16 protein-coding genes and 1 pseudogene are annotated in these 18,037 nt (G+C 70.0%); 8 read left to right on the top strand and 9 right to left on the bottom strand.

Annotation, left to right across the window (positions count from 1 at the left end):
• Positions 1–457, bottom strand: a pseudogene (locus tag NS3_RS22195) (RsbRD N-terminal domain-containing protein); the annotation flags it as partial.
• Positions 458–633: 176 nt separating this feature from the next.
• Here NS3_RS22195 and NS3_RS22190 point away from each other — a divergent pair.
• Complete coding sequence (locus tag NS3_RS22190) at positions 634–945, top strand: DUF2277 domain-containing protein (protein WP_067862857.1); 312 nt, start codon at positions 634–636, stop codon at positions 943–945.
• Positions 946–970: 25 nt separating this feature from the next.
• Here the strand turns inward: NS3_RS22190 and NS3_RS22185 are convergent, their stop codons facing one another.
• A complete protein-coding gene (locus NS3_RS22185) occupies positions 971–3,490 on the bottom strand; it encodes a LuxR C-terminal-related transcriptional regulator (protein WP_067862855.1) in 2,520 nt (839 codons plus the stop codon).
• Between the two features lie 339 nt (positions 3,491–3,829).
• Between NS3_RS22185 and NS3_RS22180 the strand changes: the two genes are divergently transcribed.
• The 3 genes from NS3_RS22180 to NS3_RS22170 all read left to right on the top strand — a co-directional run bounded on the left by NS3_RS22180 (position 3,830) and on the right by NS3_RS22170 (position 5,652).
• A complete protein-coding gene (locus NS3_RS22180) occupies positions 3,830–4,348 on the top strand; it encodes a L,D-transpeptidase (RefSeq protein WP_084495830.1) in 519 nt (172 codons plus the stop codon).
• A gap of 108 nt (positions 4,349–4,456) precedes the next feature.
• Complete coding sequence (locus NS3_RS22175; RefSeq protein ID WP_067862851.1) at positions 4,457–5,062, top strand: ClpP family protease; 606 nt, start codon at positions 4,457–4,459, stop codon at positions 5,060–5,062.
• Positions 5,059–5,652, top strand: a complete 594-nt coding sequence (locus tag NS3_RS22170; RefSeq protein WP_067862849.1) for a ClpP family protease — start codon at positions 5,059–5,061, stop codon at positions 5,650–5,652. The genes NS3_RS22175 and NS3_RS22170 overlap by 4 nt, the downstream gene beginning before the upstream one ends.
• On the opposite strand, the gene NS3_RS30605 is transcribed toward NS3_RS22170, so the two are convergent.
• Positions 5,636–6,142: a helix-turn-helix domain-containing protein gene (locus NS3_RS30605; RefSeq protein ID WP_084495829.1), complete on the bottom strand. Its 507-nt coding sequence runs from the start codon at positions 6,140–6,142 to the stop codon at positions 5,636–5,638. The two genes, NS3_RS22170 and NS3_RS30605, sit on opposite strands and share 17 nt — an antisense overlap.
• 110 nt (positions 6,143–6,252) lie before the next feature.
• Between NS3_RS30605 and ilvD the strand changes: the two genes are divergently transcribed.
• Positions 6,253–7,977: a dihydroxy-acid dehydratase gene (ilvD, locus tag NS3_RS22160; RefSeq protein WP_067862847.1), complete on the top strand. Its 1,725-nt coding sequence runs from the start codon at positions 6,253–6,255 to the stop codon at positions 7,975–7,977.
• 85 nt (positions 7,978–8,062) lie between these two features.
• Positions 8,063–9,532 (top strand): NADP-dependent phosphogluconate dehydrogenase, encoded by a 1,470-nt coding sequence (gene gnd, locus NS3_RS22155; RefSeq protein WP_067862845.1) that lies wholly within the window; start codon positions 8,063–8,065, stop codon positions 9,530–9,532.
• A gap of 114 nt (positions 9,533–9,646) precedes the next feature.
• Here the strand turns inward: gnd and NS3_RS22150 are convergent, their stop codons facing one another.
• Positions 9,647–11,242, bottom strand: a complete 1,596-nt coding sequence (locus NS3_RS22150) for a GMC oxidoreductase (RefSeq protein WP_067862843.1) — start codon at positions 11,240–11,242, stop codon at positions 9,647–9,649.
• Positions 11,243–11,653: 411 nt separating this feature from the next.
• Positions 11,654–12,517 carry a cutinase family protein gene (locus NS3_RS22145; protein WP_067862840.1) on the bottom strand — a complete coding sequence of 288 codons (864 nt, stop codon included), beginning with the start codon at positions 12,515–12,517 and terminating at the stop codon, positions 11,654–11,656.
• Between the two features lie 183 nt (positions 12,518–12,700).
• Here NS3_RS22145 and NS3_RS22140 point away from each other — a divergent pair, with 183 nt between their 5' ends.
• On the top strand, positions 12,701–13,243 hold the full coding sequence (locus NS3_RS22140; protein WP_067862838.1) for a YaeQ family protein: 543 nt from the start codon (positions 12,701–12,703) through the stop codon (positions 13,241–13,243).
• A 49-nt stretch (positions 13,244–13,292) separates the two neighbouring features.
• Here the strand turns inward: NS3_RS22140 and NS3_RS22135 are convergent, their stop codons facing one another.
• From NS3_RS22135 to NS3_RS22120, 4 genes are all read right to left on the bottom strand, one after another.
• Positions 13,293–13,919: a TetR/AcrR family transcriptional regulator gene (locus tag NS3_RS22135; protein ID WP_067862837.1), complete on the bottom strand. Its 627-nt coding sequence runs from the start codon at positions 13,917–13,919 to the stop codon at positions 13,293–13,295.
• Between the two features lie 71 nt (positions 13,920–13,990).
• Entirely contained in the window at positions 13,991–14,911 is a 921-nt protein-coding gene (locus tag NS3_RS22130) for a hypothetical protein (protein ID WP_067862836.1), read from the bottom strand.
• Positions 14,908–16,197 carry a hypothetical protein gene (locus NS3_RS22125; RefSeq protein ID WP_169811670.1) on the bottom strand — a complete coding sequence of 430 codons (1,290 nt, stop codon included), beginning with the start codon at positions 16,195–16,197 and terminating at the stop codon, positions 14,908–14,910. The genes NS3_RS22130 and NS3_RS22125 overlap by 4 nt, the downstream gene beginning before the upstream one ends.
• Before the next feature lie 82 nt (positions 16,198–16,279).
• A complete protein-coding gene (locus NS3_RS22120) occupies positions 16,280–16,912 on the bottom strand; it encodes a TetR/AcrR family transcriptional regulator (RefSeq protein ID WP_067862827.1) in 633 nt (210 codons plus the stop codon).
• Positions 16,913–17,110: 198 nt separating this feature from the next.
• On the opposite strand from NS3_RS22120, the gene NS3_RS22115 reads away from it, so the two are divergent.
• Positions 17,111–18,037 carry a metal-dependent hydrolase gene (locus NS3_RS22115; protein ID WP_067862870.1) on the top strand — a complete coding sequence of 309 codons (927 nt, stop codon included), beginning with the start codon at positions 17,111–17,113 and terminating at the stop codon, positions 18,035–18,037.

The following is an 18,037-nucleotide window of genomic DNA, read 5'->3' as shown; positions in this document are numbered from 1 at the left end:
AGATGGCCACCATGCCTGCGACCCGGTTGGCGGCGGGCTCGTAGGCGTCCAGGACGCGCTCGAGCAGGTCGAAGTCGGACTGGTACTTCTCGAACAGCGAGCGGGCCAGCACGTCGCGCAGCAGCAGCACGATGCCGAGGATCTCGTCGGTCTGCACCCCGCGCACGACGATGCGTTCGGACAGATCGCGAGCGTAGTCCCCGAGCGCGCCGACCGAACCGGTCTCCAGCACGGTCACGTAGTTGTCGTAGACGGAGGTGACCTCGGAGAAGATCTCCTCGGGGGTCATCGCCGTCAGCAACCGGGCCTCGGTGATGCGCCGCGCCCACTGCGCGCGCAGGGCGGTGCGGTTCTGCCGAAGATGCTCGACCAGTTCCGAGAGCAGGCGTTCGCCCGCCCCGTCCGCACCCGGCTCGGCCCGGGTGGAGCTGAACAGTTCGGACAACGGGTACTCCATTGATCGAGACGCCGCATTGATGCCGGACGCCGGGTCGGCGCGCACAGGCCGTCGTCAGCGGCATCGTATACCGCTTCCCACGTCGTCCGGACGGGTTTCCACAGTGCGCCACAGGATAATTCGGCAACCGTCCAGTTTGTATTTTCGGCCGTGTCGGCAGCGGTTAGCCTCGATGTATGTGCCGAAACATCACCGCCCTGCGCGGGCTCGAACCGCCGGCCACGCCGGAGGAAATCCAGGCCGCCGCGCTGCAGTACGTGCGCAAGGTCGGCGGCCTGACCGCAGTGTCGGCGACCAGCCGATCGGCCGTCGACGAAGCCGTGGCCGAGATCGCCGCGGCGACCACCCGCCTGCTCGAGCGCCTGCCCGAACGCAAGGCGCCCCCCAAGTCCGTGCCGCCGCTGCGCCGCCCGGAAGTCCGCGCCCGCATCGCCGCTCACGAGGCCGCCCATGCGGCCGGCCGCGAGCACACCCACGAACACACCTGATCCGGCGCGGGTCCGAGGGGTCGGTTCAGAGCAGACCGCTGCGGCGGGCCGTGTCCAGTGCACCGACCCGGGAATTGGCGCCGAGCTTGCCATAGATGCCGCGCAAGTGCGTCTTCACGGTATTGATCGACACTCCGAGATCGGTGGCGATCTGCCCGACGGTGCGCCCGGTCGGCAACTGCTTGAGCACCAGCAGTTCGGTGTCGGTCAGTGCGGGCCGGAAGATGTCGCGGTGGGCGGCCGGATTCGCCCTGATCCTGGCGACGAACGCCTCGGCGCGCGCGAATCGCCCGGAACAGGCGTCGAGCAACGCGATCGCGCCCGGCACGTCGAGGAAAGGGCGCGCGATCTCACCGTCGGCGGCCTCGTGCACCGCCCGTTCCAGCGTCTCGGCCCCCGCCCTCGGCCTGCCCAGCGCGAAGTGCGCCACCGCGCACACCAGCCGGGCGGTCACCCGGCTGTTCGGCCGCAGCGCGTCCTGCGCGCACAACAGCGGTTCGAGCGAATCCAGCGCCTGGCGCGGCTTGTCCTCGGCGAGCGCGCAGGCCGCGCGCGCCAGCGTCACATCGGGCAGTTCGCCCAGGCGCGATCTGGCCTTGTCGGTCAGCAGGCGGGCGGTGCGCGGCTCACGCATCCGCAGCAGCGCCCACACCACATGGGGCACCAGTGCCGCGGTGTAGAGCGGGTGGTCGTCGCGATCGAGCAGGGCGAGCATGTCGCGATGCAGCGTGTCCACCACCGCGCCCGGCGTCGGCCCGCCGGCCGCGCCCGCACCGTGAACCGATTGCGTGCCGAGACGAGCCAGCTGGCCGAGCAGGTGACCGTGCCCGCCGACCAGCGGGCTGTGCGCGCCGTCGCGATCGCGGTGCCAGGCCAGCGCCGCGGTCAGGTACGAGGGCTCCGGCGCCTCCCCGCGCAGATAGGCCGCGGCCGCGGCGATGGTCATGACCTGCGCGGCGTCGAAGGAAGCCAGGAGATCGTGGTCGGCGGCCACCGCCAGTGCCCGTGCCGCCCTGCGGCGCATGGCACTCGTCGATTGGGCCGTGGCGGCGGCCAGGGCCAGCCGGGTCGCGGTGCGCAACACCAGCCGGGGATGGCAGGCGTGCTCGGCCAGCGCCGACCCGCGATGCAGCAGTTCCTCGCCCTCGGCGATCCGGCCCGCCAGCACGGCCGCGGTCGCCGCCTGGATATCGGTGTAGCAGTCGATATCCGGGTTGCCGGTCGAGGTGGCCGCGGGAGTGAACGCGACGGGCGGGGCGCCGGTGCAGGCCGCCACATCGACGGCCAGCGCCCCGATCAGTGCCTCCGTCCACGCCGCGGGGGCGAAGGACTCGCGGTGAGCGCCGCGCGCGACGGCCAGGTCCAGATAGGCGCCCGCGTCGGCGAGGTCGCCGTGCACGAGGGCGTCGAGCACCCGCAGGGCCCACAGATACGGGTCGTCCATCACCTCGACGGCCGCGCGGGTGAGTTCGTCGAACAGCGCGCGGCCGTTGCCGTCGAGCACCATCGTCAGTCCCGCGGTGACGACGAAATCCAGCAGCTCGCGCCGGTCTCCCGCCGCGCCCAGATGGGCGAGCGCCTCGGGCAGGTGCCCGGCGGCGTGCAACCAGTGTGCGGCGGCGGTGTGCAGTTCGGTGATGCGCGCGGTGCCGAGCCGGTCGGCTTCGGCGCGGAAACAGGCGCGCAGCATCGGATGGTGCTGGATCCACACATCGGTGCCGCGTGCGGTGCGGGTCAGCGGGAATCCGATCCGGTCCAGTTCGTCCAGGTAGTGTCCGGCGCCGCCCCCGGCGAGTTCGTCGGCGAGTTTCTCGGTGAACGCGAGGGGCACACCGGTGACGGTGAGGAACGCGCGCAGCGCGGGGGTGAGGTCGTCGAGCAGTTCGGCGGCAAGGTATCCGGCGACCGGGTGCGGCGGGCGCTCGAGCAGCGCGGGTGCCTCCAGTTCTTCCGGATGCGCGGCCAGATGGACCGCGAGGATACGCACCAGCGCCGCCCAGCCCCTGGTCAGCCCGGTTACCGTGGCCAGGCCCGCGTCGTCGAGACGCACCCCGTGTTCGCCGCAGAGCCGGGCGGATTCGCCTGCGGTGAAAGCCAATTCGGCCGCACCGAGGCGGTTCAGGCGGGCCCGCAATTCCAGCAGATGCCAGCGGATCGGCGGATCGTGGCGCGCGCAGACGATCACCGTCCTGTCCGGCGGGGCGTCGAGCAGGAGTCGTTCGAACTCGGCGGTCGCCTCGGGGTCGGCCAGCAGGTGTGCGTCCTCGACGATCAGAACCCCGCGGGAGGGGAGGTCCGGCGGTGCGGCCCGCAGTTCGGCGGCGCGGGCCCAGTGGACGGTGAGACCGGGGCGGTGGGCGGCCCAATCGGCGACCAGCACGGTCTTGCCCGTCCCCGCCGGCGCGCTGAGCAGCAGCACGCGGCTGTTGTCCGCGGCCACGGCGGCATCGAGGACGTCGAACAGCAACGGTCTGGCGATCGGTGTGAACGAGAGCGTCGGCTCCCTCGGATATCCGGCCGGACCGGGGTGGTGCGAAGTGCTCACGGCGCCCTGCCTTTTCGATGCTTTCGGGCCATTGCTTTCGTGCCATGCCGACTGTTCTGCCACGAGGCGAGAAAACGCGATTCACCACTACACACGCTCAGAGAGCAGAATTTACCGGACCGATGCCCGTGGAGTTCGGACCGCGGAGTCTTGTTATTCAAATTTCACCGCTGCGGTTTCCGGCTGAGCGGCGCACGCAGCGACGCGTTGGCAACGGTTCCATACCGTTCTCGATCGGTGTCTCCGACGACCGTCATGATCGAAAAAGACACCTCGCGGTGAACCCCAGCGACCCGGCGGAGCGACGAGGCTCGACCGGGTAGAGAGGTCAGGTGCGTGATGAGTTCTGTGCGTTCGTCCCACTGGGCGAGTCGTCTCGCCGCCGTTCTAGGCTTCGCCGCCACGGCCGCCATGGCGACCGAAATCGCCGGAGCGGGTGGTGTCCGAGCCGAGCCGCTGTGGCCGGGCGGCCCCGACATCCCCGGCGTGCCCGCCATCGTCGCGCCGCCGCCCGCGCCGTGTTCGGAGCTGGCCCGCGCGTGCCTGCGGCTGACCACCAACGAGGCCTGGCTGATGGACGGCGGTCGCACCGTCTACGGCCCCACCCCCATCTCGCACGGCATGCCGGGCTACGAGACGCCGCCCGGAGTGTTCTCGGTGGCGTTCAAGAAGCCCTTCCACTGGAGCACCATGCACAACGCGCCGATGGAGTACGCGATCTTCTTCAACGGGGACATCGCCTTCCACATCGGACCCGTCGACAAGCAGTCGCACGGCTGCATCCGGATGACCCCGGAGGGCGCCAGAGCGTTCTTCGGCTACCTGTCGCCCGGTGACCGAGTGGAAGTGGTCGTGTAGAGCCTGCCGGTGCGGCGATGTCGCTGTCACGGGGCTCGCCGCTGAGAGCGGATCTGCCCAGGGCAGCGTGGACCCCGCTGCGGCCCGGCGGCGGGGCACCGTGGGTTCATGGCTCACGACGACAAGACTCCGCTGTTCGACTGGCGGGCCAGAGCGCAATTGCTCGGCCGCCGCATCCTGGTCCTCGACGGTCCGCTCGACGACGACAACGGCACACTGCTGGCGACCCAGTTGCTCACGCTGGCCGCCGAGAACGACACCGCGCCCATCGCGCTGTGGATCCATTCGCCCGGCGGCTCGGTGCCCGCCATGCTGGCCATCCGCGACGTGATGCGGTTGGTGCCCTGCGAGGTGTCCACCCTCGCTCTCGGGCTGGCGTGCAGCGCTGGCCAGTTCCTGCTCTCGGCGGGCACGCCGGGCAGGCGCTACGCCCTGCCGCACGCGCGCATCCTCATGCACCAGGGTTCGGCGGGGATCGGCGGGACCGCCGTCGACGTCGAGGTGCAGGCGAGCGATCTGCGCCATACCGTCGAGACGGTGCTGGGCCTGATCGCCGCCGACACCGGGCAACCCTACGAGCGAATCTACGAGGATTCCCTGCACGACCGCTGGTTCACCGCCACGCAGGCCGCCGAGTACGGCTTCGTCGATCACATCGTCGACGACTTCGACCAGATCGTGGCCTTCCGTCGTCGAGCGGGGCTGGCGATATGAGCGCCTACACCATTCCCAATGTCATCGCCGCGCATCCGCGCGGTGGCGAGCGCATCACCGACATCTACTCGCATCTGCTCGCCGAACGGATCATCTATCTGGGAACGCCGATCGACTCCGGTGTCGCCAACGCGTTGATCGCGCAGCTACTGCATCTGGAGTCGGAGAACCAGGACCGCGAGATCGAGTTCTACATCAACTGCGAGGGCGGCGATCTGCCGTCGATGCTGGCGGTCTACGACACGATCCAGCACATCGGCGCACCGGTGCACACCACGTGCGTGGGCCAGGCCATCGCGGTGGGGGCGGTGCTGCTCGCCGGCGGCGCGCCCGGTCACCGCGCCATCCTGCCGCACGCACGCGTGGTGTTGCACCAGCCCGCCGCCCGCGGCCAGGGCCCGATTCCCGATCTGATCCTGCAGGCGGACGAGCTGGTCCGGATGCGCTCGGAGATCGAGAAGATCCTGTCCAGGCACACCGGTCAGCCGGTGGAACGGCTGCGTGAGGACACCGACCGCGACCGTGTCTTCACCGCAGCGGCCGCGCTCGAGTACGGGCTGGTCGACACCGTGCTCAGCCCACGCGGCTGAGGAGCCCGGCCCCCGCGAACCGGCCGTTCGCGGGGGCGAGTCCCGATGCCGGGGCGAGCAGCGGCGGCGCCGAGAGGGGGTGCAGCGTATGTGGCCGCACGTCGCTCGGGAACGAGTCGGGGAAACCGAACTCGGGCCGCGCGCAGCACGACACCGGACCACCGGTGCGGCCGGGGGCGGCGCGTCTGCGGTGCGCTCGCAGGTCGTCGGTGATCTGCACGGTGAGCCCGATCAGCGTGATGCCGAGCGCGCCCGCGACCGCCGCGATCATCTCACTGGAGGGTTCCTTGCGGCCACGTTCCACCTCGGAGAGATACTGCGGTGAGATGCCCGCGCGCCGGGCGATCTCGACCAGCGTTTCGCGCTGTTCCAGGCGCAGGGTGCGCAGGCGTTCGCCGAGCACCTCCCGCCACAGCGGCTCCGGCACGGGAGCGGGCCGCCGGTCCTCGCGCCCGCCGGGGATCGAGTGCAGTCTCGGATGCTCGGTCATGGTCCTCAGGCTACGAGCCACCGGGATCACGGGGCGGCCGATTCCGCTGTGGGCGGACGAGTTCGGCGTGGCCGCCGCGCCATGCCGGGGCGAGCGCGCATGATGAAGCAGTGGCCGAGAACCGGAACGAACCTCACCTCACCGCCGAGCCCGACCTCAAACCACGCAGCCGCGACGTCACCGACGGGCTGGAGAAGACCGCGGCGCGCGGCATGTTGCGCGCGGTCGGCATGGGCGACGACGACTGGGAGAAACCGCAGATCGGCGTCGCCTCCTCGTGGAACGAGATCACCCCGTGCAATCTGTCGCTGGAGCGGCTGGCGCGCGGCAGCAAGGACGGGGTGTTCGCCGCGGGCGGATTCCCCATGCAGTTCGGCACCATCTCGGTCTCCGACGGTATCTCGATGGGCCACGAGGGCATGCACTTCTCGCTGGTCTCGCGGGAGGTGATCGCCGACAGCGTGGAGACCGTGGTGCAGGCCGAACGCCTGGACGGCACGGTGCTGCTGGCGGGCTGCGACAAATCGCTGCCCGGCATGTTGATGGCCGCGGCCCGGCTGGACCTGGCCTCGGTCTTCCTCTACGCGGGCTCGATCCTGCCCGGTATCGCCAAGCTCTCCGACGGCAGTGAGCGTGAGGTCACCATCATCGACGCCTTCGAGGCGGTCGGCGCCTGTGCGCGCGGGTTGATGAGCCGCGCCGACGTCGACGCCATCGAGCGCGCCATCTGTCCGGGGGAAGGGGCGTGCGGCGGCATGTACACCGCCAACACCATGGCCAGCGCGGCCGAGGCGCTGGGCATGTCCCTGCCGGGCAGCGCCGCGCCGCCGGCCACCGACCGCCGCCGCGACGGTTACGCCCGGCGCAGCGGTATGGCCGTGGTCGAGCTGATCCGGCGCGGCATCACCGCCCGCGACATCCTCACCAAGGAGGCCTTCGAGAACGCGATCGCGGTGGTGATGGCCTTCGGCGGCTCCACCAACGCGGTGCTGCACCTGCTGGCCATCGCGCACGAAGCGGACGTCGATCTCGAGCTGGCGGATTTCGCCCGAGTGGGTCGCCGGGTTCCGCACCTGGCCGACGTCAAACCCTTCGGCGCGCATGTGATGACCGATGTCGACCGTATCGGCGGCGTGCCGGTGATGATGAAGACCTTGCTCGACGCCGGATTGCTGCACGGGGACTGCCTGACCGTCACCGGTGCGACGGTCGCGGAGAACCTCGCCGAGATCGCCCCGCCCGACCCGGACGGCACCGTGGTCCGGGTGCTGAGCAGGCCCATTCATCCGACCGGCGGCATCACCATCCTGTCCGGCTCGCTGGCTCCCGGCGGCGCGGTGGTCAAGTCGGCGGGCTTCGACTCCGACGTGTTCACCGGCACCGCGCGCGTCTTCGACCGGGAACGGACCGCGATGGACGCGCTGGAGAACGGCGTCATCACCGCGGGCGACGTGGTCGTCATCCGCTACGAAGGTCCCAAGGGCGGCCCGGGAATGCGCGAGATGCTGGCCATCACCGCCGCGATCAAGGGTGCGGGCCTGGGCAGGGACGTCCTGCTGCTGACCGACGGCCGCTTCTCCGGCGGCACCACCGGCCTGTGCGTCGGGCACGTCGCCCCCGAGGCCGTCGACGGCGGACCCATCGCCTTCGTCCGCGACGGCGACGGCATCCGTCTCGACGTGGCCGCGGGCACCCTGGATCTGCTCGTCGAGCCCGGCGAGCTGGCCGAGCGCGCGCGGGGCTGGCGACCGCTGCCGCCCCGTTACACCCGCGGTGTGCTGGCGAAATACGCCAAACTCGTCGGCTCGGCATCCCAAGGCGCGGTCTGCGATTGAGCGCCGGGCCGATCACCGACGGGGTGGCCGGTGCAGTAGCTTGAATCGCAGAACTCACCGACTTGCCTACGAAGAGAGCTGATCGATGCCGAGCACCACAGAGCCGACCTCCCGGGAGACCTCCGCCGCGCGCGCACAGATCGGTGTCACCGGCCTGGCCGTCATGGGCAGCAATATCGCCCGCAATTTCGCCCGGCACGGGTACACGGTGGCGCTGCACAACCGTTCGGTGGCCAAGACCGACGCGCTGCTGGCCGAGCACGGCGGCGACGGGGATTTCGTGCGCACGGAGACCATCGAGGAGTTCGTGGCGGCGCTGGAGCGGCCGCGGCGCGTGCTCATCATGGTGAAGGCGGGCGAGGCGACCGACGCGGTCATCGAGGAACTGGCCGCGGCCATGGAGCCGGGCGACATCATCATCGACGGCGGCAACGCTCTCTATACCGACACCATCCGCCGCGAGGCGGCCATGCGCGAGCGCGGCCTGAACTTCGTCGGCGCGGGCATCTCCGGTGGTGAGGAGGGCGCGCTCAACGGGCCCGCCATCATGCCGGGCGGTCCCGCCGAGTCCTACGAATCGCTGGGCCCGCTGCTGGAGTCGGTGGCCGCGAAGGTCGACGGCACACCCTGCTGCACCCACATCGGCCCGGACGGCTCCGGCCACTTCGTGAAGATGGTGCACAACGGCATCGAGTACGCCGACATGCAGCTCATCGGCGAGGCCTATCACCTGTTCCGCGAGGCGCTCGGCTTCGACGCCAAGCAGATCGCCGACGTGTTCACCCAGTGGAACAGCGGTGATCTGGAGAGCTACCTGGTGGAGATCACCGCCGAGGTACTGAACCAGGTCGACGCCACGACCGGCCGCCCGCTGGTCGACGTCATCGTCGACGCCGCCGAGCAGAAGGGCACCGGCCGCTGGACGGTCAAGTCCGCGCTGGATCTCGGCGTGCCGGTGACCGGCATCGCCGAAGCCGTGTTCGCCCGCGCGCTGTCGGGTTCGCGGGCCCAGCGCAAGGCCGCCGCCGGTCTGGCCGCGGGCGCCCTGGCCGACAAGCCCACCGACGTCGAGCAGTTCACCGAGGACATCCGCCGCGCGCTCTACGCCTCCAAGGTCGTCGCCTACGCGCAGGGCTTCGATCAGATCGCCGCGGGCAGCGCCGAATACGGCTGGAACCTGAAGCCCGGTGATCTGGCGACCATCTGGCGCGGCGGTTGCATCATCCGGGCCCGCTTCCTCAACCGCATCAAGGACGCCTACGACAACGATCCGGCGCTGCCCAGCCTGATCCTGGACCCGTACTTCCGCGAGGCCATCGAGACCGGCATCGACAGCTGGCGCCGCGTGGTCGCCACCGCGATTCTGCTCGGCATCCCGGTGCCCGCGTTCGGTTCCTCGCTGTCGTACTACGACGCGCTGCGCTCGGAGCGCCTGCCCGCCGCGCTGACCCAGGCCCAGCGCGACTTCTTCGGCGCGCACACCTACGAGCGCGTCGACGCCGAGGGCAAGTTCCACACCCTGTGGAGCGGCGACCGCTCCGAGATCCAGGCCTGATCCGTCGGGAGCCCTGACCCGCGGGGAGCGACGGGAAAGGGCCGGACGATCGTCCGGCCCTTTCCCGTGTGCGTGGCATCGTGCCCGGCGGCCCCCAGCTCGGCCGGGCGCGGTTCAGATGACGGTACCGACGTCGTTGGCGACCAGGTCGTCCAGCGCGTGCTCGGCGACCGCCGCGATCGTCATCGAGGGGTTGCACGCCGCGGTGTTGCCCGGCATGAGCGCGCCGTCGAGAACATACAGACCGCGCTGGCCGAGCACGCGGCCGTCGACGTCGCAGACCGTGCCCATGCATGCGCCGCCGAGCGGATGCCAGGTGGACGGGAACAGGGCGTTGGTGTCGATCAGCGTCGTGTCGGGTCCGGCGATGCGGTGCGCGATCGGGCCGATGCGGTTGTCCTGGATGACCGAGTCACCGTCGGCGGGCCAGTACAGCTTGGCCTCGCCCGCCCCCGCGTCGTAGTCGAATCGGCCCCGGCCGCGGCTGACGCCGTAGCCGACCATCATGGTGCTCTGCGGGTCGATCTGCAGGGGCGGGATGGACGCCTGGATCAGCGTGCACGCGCCCTGCGGGTCTTCCCAGTTCTTGCTGCCGTAGACGACCGGACCGCCTTGGGCCTGCCCGAAATGCGCACCGGGGTTGTGCCAGACGTAGATTCGGTCGGCATTGGTGCCCCAGCCCTCGCCGAGCGCGTCGGGCAGATCCGGGATGCGTCCGGTCGCCTTGGCGCGCACCAGCAGCTTCGTGGTGTTGACCGAACCGGCCGCCATGATCAGCGTGCCCGCGGTGATGATCTTCTGGGCCAGCACCGTGCCGGTGGTGTCGAGGCGGTTGACGTAGACCGTCCAGCGCCCGTCGGCGGCACGCTCGACGTCGGTCACCTCGTGCAGCGTCTCCACGGTGACCAGACCGGTCGCCTCGGCGGCGGCGATGTAGGTGACGTCGACGGAGTTCTTGCCGCCGTTGTTCACCCCCATCGCGCCGTCGCCGTTGGTGTAGGAGGGCTTCATCTCCCCGCGCAGCTCGGCCAGCGCGTAGTTCCAATCGATCGGCATGGGGATCTTCTCGAGCGGCAGCCCGGCCTGGCGCACGTTCTCGGCGAAGACCCTGGCCGAGAGGTAGTTCGGGTGCTCGACGAGTTCGTCGGGAGCCACCGCCAGACCCAGCATCCGGGCCACCCGCGGGTAGTGCACCCGGTCGAGCACACCCCAGTCGAGCTCGCCGGGGAAGTGTGCGGTGAACACCTCTTCGGTGGGCTGCAGCGACATGCCCTGGTAGACCAGCGATCCGCCGCCTACACCCGAGGCGCACAGCACGGTCATATTGGTTCCCGGCACTGCCTCGATGAGGCCGGTGTAGGGCTCGAACAGCATCGGCGTGCCGAACAGGTTCGGGCTCGAGCGGTACCAGAGCAGTCGCTTGTCCGGCGCGGAAGCGCGCGGGAAGGTCTCGGCGTTCGGACCGGTCGGCCAGCGCAGGCCGCGCTCGAGCACGGTCACCGGCACGCCCGCCTGGGCCAGGCGCAGCGCGCTCACACCGCCGCCGAAGCCGGATCCCACCACGACGACGCGATGCTCTTCGAAACTCACCGGGATCTGATTGCCGCGAGCGGCGACGGCGTGCCGCCCATCGACATTCCGAGAACCCGCGACCAGTACACCCGCTGCGGCTGCTCCGGTCAGCACGGAGCGGCGCGTGATTACCGACATAACACCCTTTGTGAAGTAGAGAGACCGGACAACGTTGTCCGGTCTCTGGGGGAGTCTGCCGTGTGCGTCACATTCGCGTCAACCTTTCCGGCGGGTTGTGTCCGATTCGCCGGGCTCGCCGCCCAGCGCGCGATGACGCACGGCCCGCCGGCGAAATGGCCGATGACCGCCCGTAACGCCGTCGATTCCTCGCCGCCGTCACCCGGACCGCCGCGAGGCGCTCGAGGTCTTCACCCGCTCGATGAGGGTCGGAACTGATAGCGGTGTGCGACGTATGTGACCGGGGCGGCAGCGTCGATGAGTTCGCTTCGGGCGTGCGCGATTGCCGGACAGGTTACAGGCGAAGCAGAGCGCGCCGGGATGATCCCGGCGCGCTCTGTTCCAGCAGGCGACCGTGGCGAGCCGGTCGGTTCAGACCAGCGCGCGAACCTTCCCCCGCAACCAGCCGATGACGGTCTCGCCGCCGGCGACCCGGTAGTGCGGATAACTCTGGTGCGCGCCGGAGGACAGGAAGTTGTCGATCTGCCGTTTGCGCTGCTCGTAGGCGGAGTTGTTGAGCTGGTCGTGCAGCAGCCCGAGACCGCCCGCGGCGAGCACGTCGGTCAGCAGATCGCCCGCGGGCAGTTGGTAGAACTGGCTCGGATCCGAAGCCTGCGCGAACATTCCGGCGATCCGCGCGGCGAAATCACCGTCCGGGGTGGCGCAGTAGAGATCCTCGGGGACGCAGAAGGTGTAGGTGACCGGGCTGAGCCAGCCGAAGCCGCCCAGACGCGGCCCGCCCGCGCCCGCACCCGGGACCGCCGGGCCGATCAGCTGATCGGTCGGCGAGCGGCGCGGGTCGGCGACGAGACCGACGAGACCTACCCGGTCCGGCGGCACCACACCGAGTCCGGTGCCGATCTCGGCCGCGAGGTCGCCTGCCGCGTCCGCGCCCTGGCTGTAGCCGAGCAGCGCGAGACGTGTGCCCGCGCATTGCCTGGCGACCTCGGCGACCAGTCCGCGCGCGCCGTCGGTGGCCTCGCGCTTGGAGCGTCCGTAGACCTCGCCCTCCCACGGGAAGGCGGTCGCCGCGTAGGTGACGTAGTCGACCCGGACATTGCCGGGCAGACCGTCGGCGGCACCGGCGAGGATGCCCTTGCCCGGTTCCGCGTGTGAGGTCTCCCAGGTGCCGGGCACGACCACGACATGGAGGTCGGGGCAGGAGCCGGGGGCGGCACCGGCGACGGCTGTGCTGATCGGCAGCATGGTGATCGGCAACGTGGTGATCGGCAACATGGCAGCAACCATCGCGACTGCGCGGACCGTTGCGTTCGTCCATCGAGAGAGCATCGTCGTACTCCGTCTCTGCACTGCCGGGCGAGCGCCCGGATGGTGAACAGCGTCCCGCGACCAGGACGCCGAATGGTCGGCCGAACCCTGACGAAATAGTAACTGCCAGACCGATAAGCTGCTGGCTCTATGGCACTCAATGCGACTGTTCACAGCTTCGCCGTCGGACTCGCCGACCTCGACCGTGGCGTCTATGACGATCTGGAGCTGCGGGTCGCCCGCCATCCTTCCGAGACGGCCGAATTCATGCTCACCCGTGTGCTCGCCTACTGTCTGGAGTACACCGAGGGCATCGCCTTCAGCGACGGCGGCGTCTCCTCCACCGATCAGCCCGCCGTGCTCGCGCGCGACGCCACCGGCGCGCTCACCGCCTGGATCGAGGTCGGCGCCCCCGATGCCGAGCGGGTGCACCGCGGCAGCAAATCCGCTGAGCGCGTGGCCATCTACACCCACCGCGACCCGGTCAAGGTGCTCGCCCAGTACAACGGCAAGCGCATCCACCGCGCCGAGCGCATCCCGCTCTACAGCCTCGACCGCGCGTTCGTCGATGCCGCGGTGGCTGTCGTCGGACGCCGCAACACCGCCACCCTGTCGGTCACCGAGGGCACGCTCTACCTGGAGATCAACGGATCGGCGTTCGAGACGGTGGTGCACGAGCACCGGATCGGTTAGCTCAGCGGTTGCGGTACCCGGTGGGCGCGGTGGTCGGTGGCCGCGAGGTTCAGCGGTCGCGGTGCGCGACGGTGCTCAACGCGAACGCGATATCCACCGCGACCGAGGCGAGCCGGTCGCGTTCGACGTTCAGCCGTCCGTCCGCCCAGTCCAGGTACAGCGCCACCAGCGCGCCGTTCAGCGAGGTCGCCTGGATCGCCAGGGTGTCGTCGTCGGCGGGCACCAGCTCGCCCGCCTGCGCGCCGAGCAGGGGCACCAGCGCGCGGATGAACGAGGGCATCCGCGCGGCGCTGTGCTCGTGCAGGATGTCGTCGCCGAGCGGCTCGCGCAACAGGATCCTGGCCCGGCGCGCGTCTTCCTCGAAGTACTGCGCGCACAGGTCGACGACCGCGCGCGCGGCCGCCCGCAGGTCGCCGGTCGGCGGCAGCTCCTGGATGCGTTTCATCAGGTCGGCCTCGACCCGGTCGTAGACCGCGCGCAGCAACGCTTCCCGGCTGTCGAAGCTCTCGTAGAAATAGCGCGGGCTCAGGTTCGCCTGCCGTGCCACCGCCCGCATGGTCACCGCGGACGCACCGGCGGTGCCCAGGATCTCGGTGGCGACCGCGAGCAGCTGCTCGCGCCGGTCGGCACTGCGATCGTCCATGGTCTGGCCGCGCCAGAGTCTCGGTGAACTCATCGCCTCATCCTCGCACTCCGCCCCGGCCCCGGCCCCGCCGCGCCGGACCGGCGCGGCGGATGCGGCGGCGGTCAGCGCTTCAGGCGGTCGTCGGACTTCAGGTAGTTGATCGCCAGATCGCGGCCGGCGATGCCCGGTTCGCTCTCGCACACCGAGCGCAGCGCGTCCAGCACGCCGACGCCGGTCAGGTGATCGCCCGGGTGCAACCCGTCGGTGAACCGGAACTCCACCGTCGCCGCCCCGGACGCGGAGTCCGTCGTGGTGGCCAGCCGGTAGCGCAACGGCACGCCTTCGGGTTCGGCCCGCGTCCAGATCGAGTGGTAGCCGACTTGGGGGCCGAGATCGCGGTGCACGCTCACCCGCTCGACCTGACCGGCGTCGCCGATCTCGACATCCACGGCGGTGGCGGCGTTCTCGGCGGCGCCCGCGCCCGCGAACACCGCTTCGTCGAGGACGTGCAGTCCGGCCTCGTAGAACCCGGCGACCGCCCGTACCGCCGCGACCGCCGCTTCGCTGTCGGTCGCCCCGAGGCCGGTGCCGGCGAGCGAGCCCCACGGATACACCCCGGCGTCGGGGAACCGGACCTCCTCGAGCAGCTCCACCCGCCGGATGTCCCGGGTGACCTCGGCCAGCGTCCGTGCCATCCGGATCGCCACCGCCGATTGGAACCCGGCGCTCGCGTGGAAGGTCGAGGAGCCCGCCCGGCAGGCGGTGAGGATGTCGGCCTCCGGCAGGCGCTCGTCCAGCGGCAGCGTGGTCACCACGTCGTAGCCGGCCCGCAGCAGATGCGGCACCGCGGTTTTCGGCGCGTCGGCCGCCATCTCCTCGGCCCCGGGCAGATAGACCACGCACTCGGTCCCGGTGGGCGGCTGCTCGGTTCCGGTCGTGCGGGCGACGAGGGTGAGATCGGCGCGGGCCTCGACTCGTTCGGCTATCCGGTCGGCGAGCGGACCTTCGCCGTGGACGGTGACGCGGATGCGATGGGTGCTCATGCGTTCTCCAGGCGGTAGCGCGGGGCCAGATCCGGGGTCACCACGCCCGGCGCGGCCGCGCACAGGTCGGGGACCACGGCGAGCATGGCGTTGACCGAGATGTCGGTGACCGCCGACCATTCCCCGTCGAAGTTCTCGTCGTCGAGTTCGTTGCGCATCTCGATGGTGCCGGGGCTGCCGTCCAGAGTGATCACGTGCCCGCCCGCGCTGCTGCGCGGATGGTCCGGCCCGAGATGGGCGTTGCCCGGCCCGACGTGCCAGCACTCTTCGTTGGTCATGAACAGCGTGTCGCCGATGTAGCCGCGGTAGGTCATGTGGATCGCGCCGACGCTGCCCGGCTCGATCACCGTGCCACCGGCTTTCACCCGCACGCGGGCGGGCACGGGATAGACGTGCCGCTGGACCCGCACCTGATCGGCGCTCGCCCCGAACAACGTGTGCGCGACATTGGCGAGCACCGCGTCGAAGTAGAAGTGCTGCATCAGCGCGATCGCATGATCGGAGTCGACCTGGTCGAGGTCGGTGCCGAAGCCGAGACTGGCCAGCCCGCCCCACATCCCGTCCGGTGCGGGGGAGAGATCACCGACCTCGAGGAACCGCACCCGATCGACCTCGTCGAGCAGCCCGGCCAGCCGCAGCAGCAACTGCTCGACCATCAGGCCGGGATGCAGGCCGGTGCCGTGCAGCGACACACCGCCTTTCAGGCACGCCTGCTGCAACCGTGCGCCCGTCGCGCGCCGCGGGATCGCCTTGTCCACGAGCGCGCCTGCCAGCTTGTCCAGCATCGGCCGGACCGGGGCGGCGGGCGCGGAGTCGATCGCCTTCATGGCCAGCCGCAACCCGGACAGCGCACCCTTGAGCTGCGCGCCGAAGGCGTCGCCGGTGACCCGCATGGCCGAGACCGTGCGCAGCACCGACAGCGGTGACTGCGAGGCCGACAGCCAGGTCGGCATGGCCGGATTGTGGTACGAGGCCGCCGAGACCACGTTCTTGCCGGACTCGAGCAGGTCGATCACATCGGCGTCGGCGCCTTGCACCAGGGCGGGCGTGGTCGGGGTGTGCACGACGACATCGGCGTCCAGCGCCAGGATGTCCGCCTTGGAGGTCGTCGCCGCGACCCCGACCGGCGGCAGACCCACCAGCTCCCCGATGTCCTTGCCGTTCTTGTGCGGACTGAACACCTTGACTCCGACGACGTCGAAGTCGGGCGACTGCAGAGCAGTGCGCAGCGCGCGCCCGCCCATGTCGCCGGGGCCCCAGATGATGAGCCGATATGGACGTGCCACGTAACGCCTCCTTGCTGTTGGACGCATGTCTAACACGACTTCGCTTCCGGCGGGCGGCGTTTGGGTGAGGCGTACCAGTTTTCTAACGGGACGCGGAATCGCCTGCGACCGCGCCGGTCTGGGCGATGATCGCCGAGCCCATCCACCGGCGCAGGTAGCGGCGCAGCTCGTCGGCCTCGCGCGGCGGCGAGCCGGGGGAGACGAAGAACGACTGCATGGTGCGCAGGATGTATTCGACGAGTTCCGGCAGCGACTCGTCGTCGTATCCGTAGCGTTCCCAGTCGACGTCGAAGCGCCGGATCATGGTGAGGCCGAAGGCTTTCGCCTCCGGTGAGGTGATGCCGTCGCTGTGCACGCTCGAATGCGCGCCGGTGAGCAGCAGTCCCAGATGCGGGATGCGCCTGACTTCGGTGAGGGTGAACACCACGCCCTCGGTCATCGCTTCGACCGGTTCGTCCAACCCGGCGACGTGCGCGGCCAGACGGTCGAGGAACCCGGCCACCGAGGCGAGGGCGGCGGCCTTCATCAGTGCGTCGGCGCTGGGGAAGTAGCGGTAGACGGTCTGGCGGATGACGCCGAGCGATTCGGCCACGTCGGCGATGCCGATCTCCGATCCGGTGCGCGCGATCAGCTCGACGGCGGTGTCGACGATGCGGCGCGCGGCCTCCTCGTCGTTGTCCGGTGGCTGTCCGCCCCACCCACGTCGTCGTGCCAACGGCTCGCTTCCCGACTCGAAATGCGCTCGAAAATCATGCTCTGATCAGGGGTTCGACGCTATCACAGCGGGTCATGGCACGGCCGTGACGGACTCTTTCGGCGAAAGCGATCATACAGATGCCATCGTGTTTGTATGATTGTGTGGACAGTGGCGCCGCTGTACCCGCGTGCGCCGGCAATCGATGAGGTGGGCGACGTGACCGATCTGGTAGTCCGGAAGATGAATTTCGCGTTCGAGGACCACGAAGTGCCGTTCCTGTGGAATCCGCAGAACCCGGCCTTCTCGAGCATGGCCAACGCGGTGTCGTTCCTGGCCATCGGCTTCGAGAAGATGATCGTGAACATGATCCTGCAGGCCAAGCCGGTGATCACCGACGCGGCGGTGGCCGAGGAGGCCGAGGCGTTCATGCGTCAGGAAGGCCAGCACTCCACCGCGCATCGCCAGCACGTCAAGGGCCTCATCCGGCACTATCCCGGGCTGCAGGAGACCCTCGACGAGGTGATCGGCGCCTTCGACGAGCTCACCCGCGACACCTCGCTGGAATACCGGCTGGCCTACACCGCCGACCTGGAGGCCACCTTCACCCCGGTCTTCAAGCTGATGCTCGACAACGAGGCCGCGCTGTTCCGCCCCGGCGACGACCGGGTCGCCTCGCTGTTCATCTGGCACTTCGTCGAGGAGGTCGAGCACCGTAGCTCGGCGCTGATCATCTTCGACTCGGTGGTCGGCAGCGACATCTACCGGATGCGTCAGGCGCCGTCGATCTTCAAGCACGTGCTCGACGTCATCAAGATCGCCTCCGAGGGCTTCAACAAGCACGTCCCGCTGGAAGAACGCAAGGTCGACGCGATGGCCATGTTCGCCAGGTACCGGCGAGTGCAGAAGCTGCGCACGTGGATTCCGGGCCTGGAGCCGGCGAACAACGGACCGATGCTGCGCGCCTTCGACGATCTGCCGCTGCGCGAGCAACTGGTCGCGCTCGGCGGCGTGGTGCGCTCGCAGATGCCCAGACACAACCCGGCGCACGAGAAGCTGCCCGCGCTGGCCGGCGAGTGGTTCGCCCGCTACGACGCCGGTTACGACGTGCAGCGCTGGTACACCGCCGACGCGACGCTCTCCTGA

It is taken from the genome of Nocardia shimofusensis NBRC 100134 (assembly GCF_001613125.1).
Classification (GTDB): domain Bacteria; phylum Actinomycetota; class Actinomycetes; order Mycobacteriales; family Mycobacteriaceae; genus Nocardia; species Nocardia shimofusensis.
The sequence above is the reverse complement of the archived record's forward strand: the minus strand, read 5'-3'. Positions and strand labels throughout refer to the sequence as shown.

Bases quoted from the DNA above. Each gene is read 5' to 3' on its own strand.
- NS3_RS22170 (WP_067862849.1), top strand. From the start codon at position 5,059: ATGAGCGCCTACACCATTCCCAATGTCATCGCCGCGCATCCGCGCGGT.
- NS3_RS22140 (WP_067862838.1), top strand. From the start codon at position 12,701: ATGGCACTCAATGCGACTGTTCACAGCTTCGCCGTCGGACTCGCCGAC.
- NS3_RS22150 (WP_067862843.1), bottom strand. From the start codon at position 11,242: ATGTCGGTAATCACGCGCCGCTCCGTGCTGACCGGAGCAGCCGCAGCG.
- NS3_RS22135 (WP_067862837.1), bottom strand. From the start codon at position 13,919: ATGAGTTCACCGAGACTCTGGCGCGGCCAGACCATGGACGATCGCAGT.
- NS3_RS22130 (WP_067862836.1), bottom strand. From the start codon at position 14,911: ATGAGCACCCATCGCATCCGCGTCACCGTCCACGGCGAAGGTCCGCTC.
- NS3_RS22180 (WP_084495830.1), top strand. From the start codon at position 3,830: ATGAGTTCTGTGCGTTCGTCCCACTGGGCGAGTCGTCTCGCCGCCGTT.
- NS3_RS22145 (WP_067862840.1), bottom strand. From the start codon at position 12,517: ATGTTGCCGATCACCACGTTGCCGATCACCATGCTGCCGATCAGCACA.
- NS3_RS22190 (WP_067862857.1), top strand. From the start codon at position 634: ATGTGCCGAAACATCACCGCCCTGCGCGGGCTCGAACCGCCGGCCACG.
- gnd (WP_067862845.1), top strand. From the start codon at position 8,063: ATGCCGAGCACCACAGAGCCGACCTCCCGGGAGACCTCCGCCGCGCGC.
- NS3_RS30605 (WP_084495829.1), bottom strand. From the start codon at position 6,142: ATGACCGAGCATCCGAGACTGCACTCGATCCCCGGCGGGCGCGAGGAC.
- NS3_RS22175 (WP_067862851.1), top strand. From the start codon at position 4,457: ATGGCTCACGACGACAAGACTCCGCTGTTCGACTGGCGGGCCAGAGCG.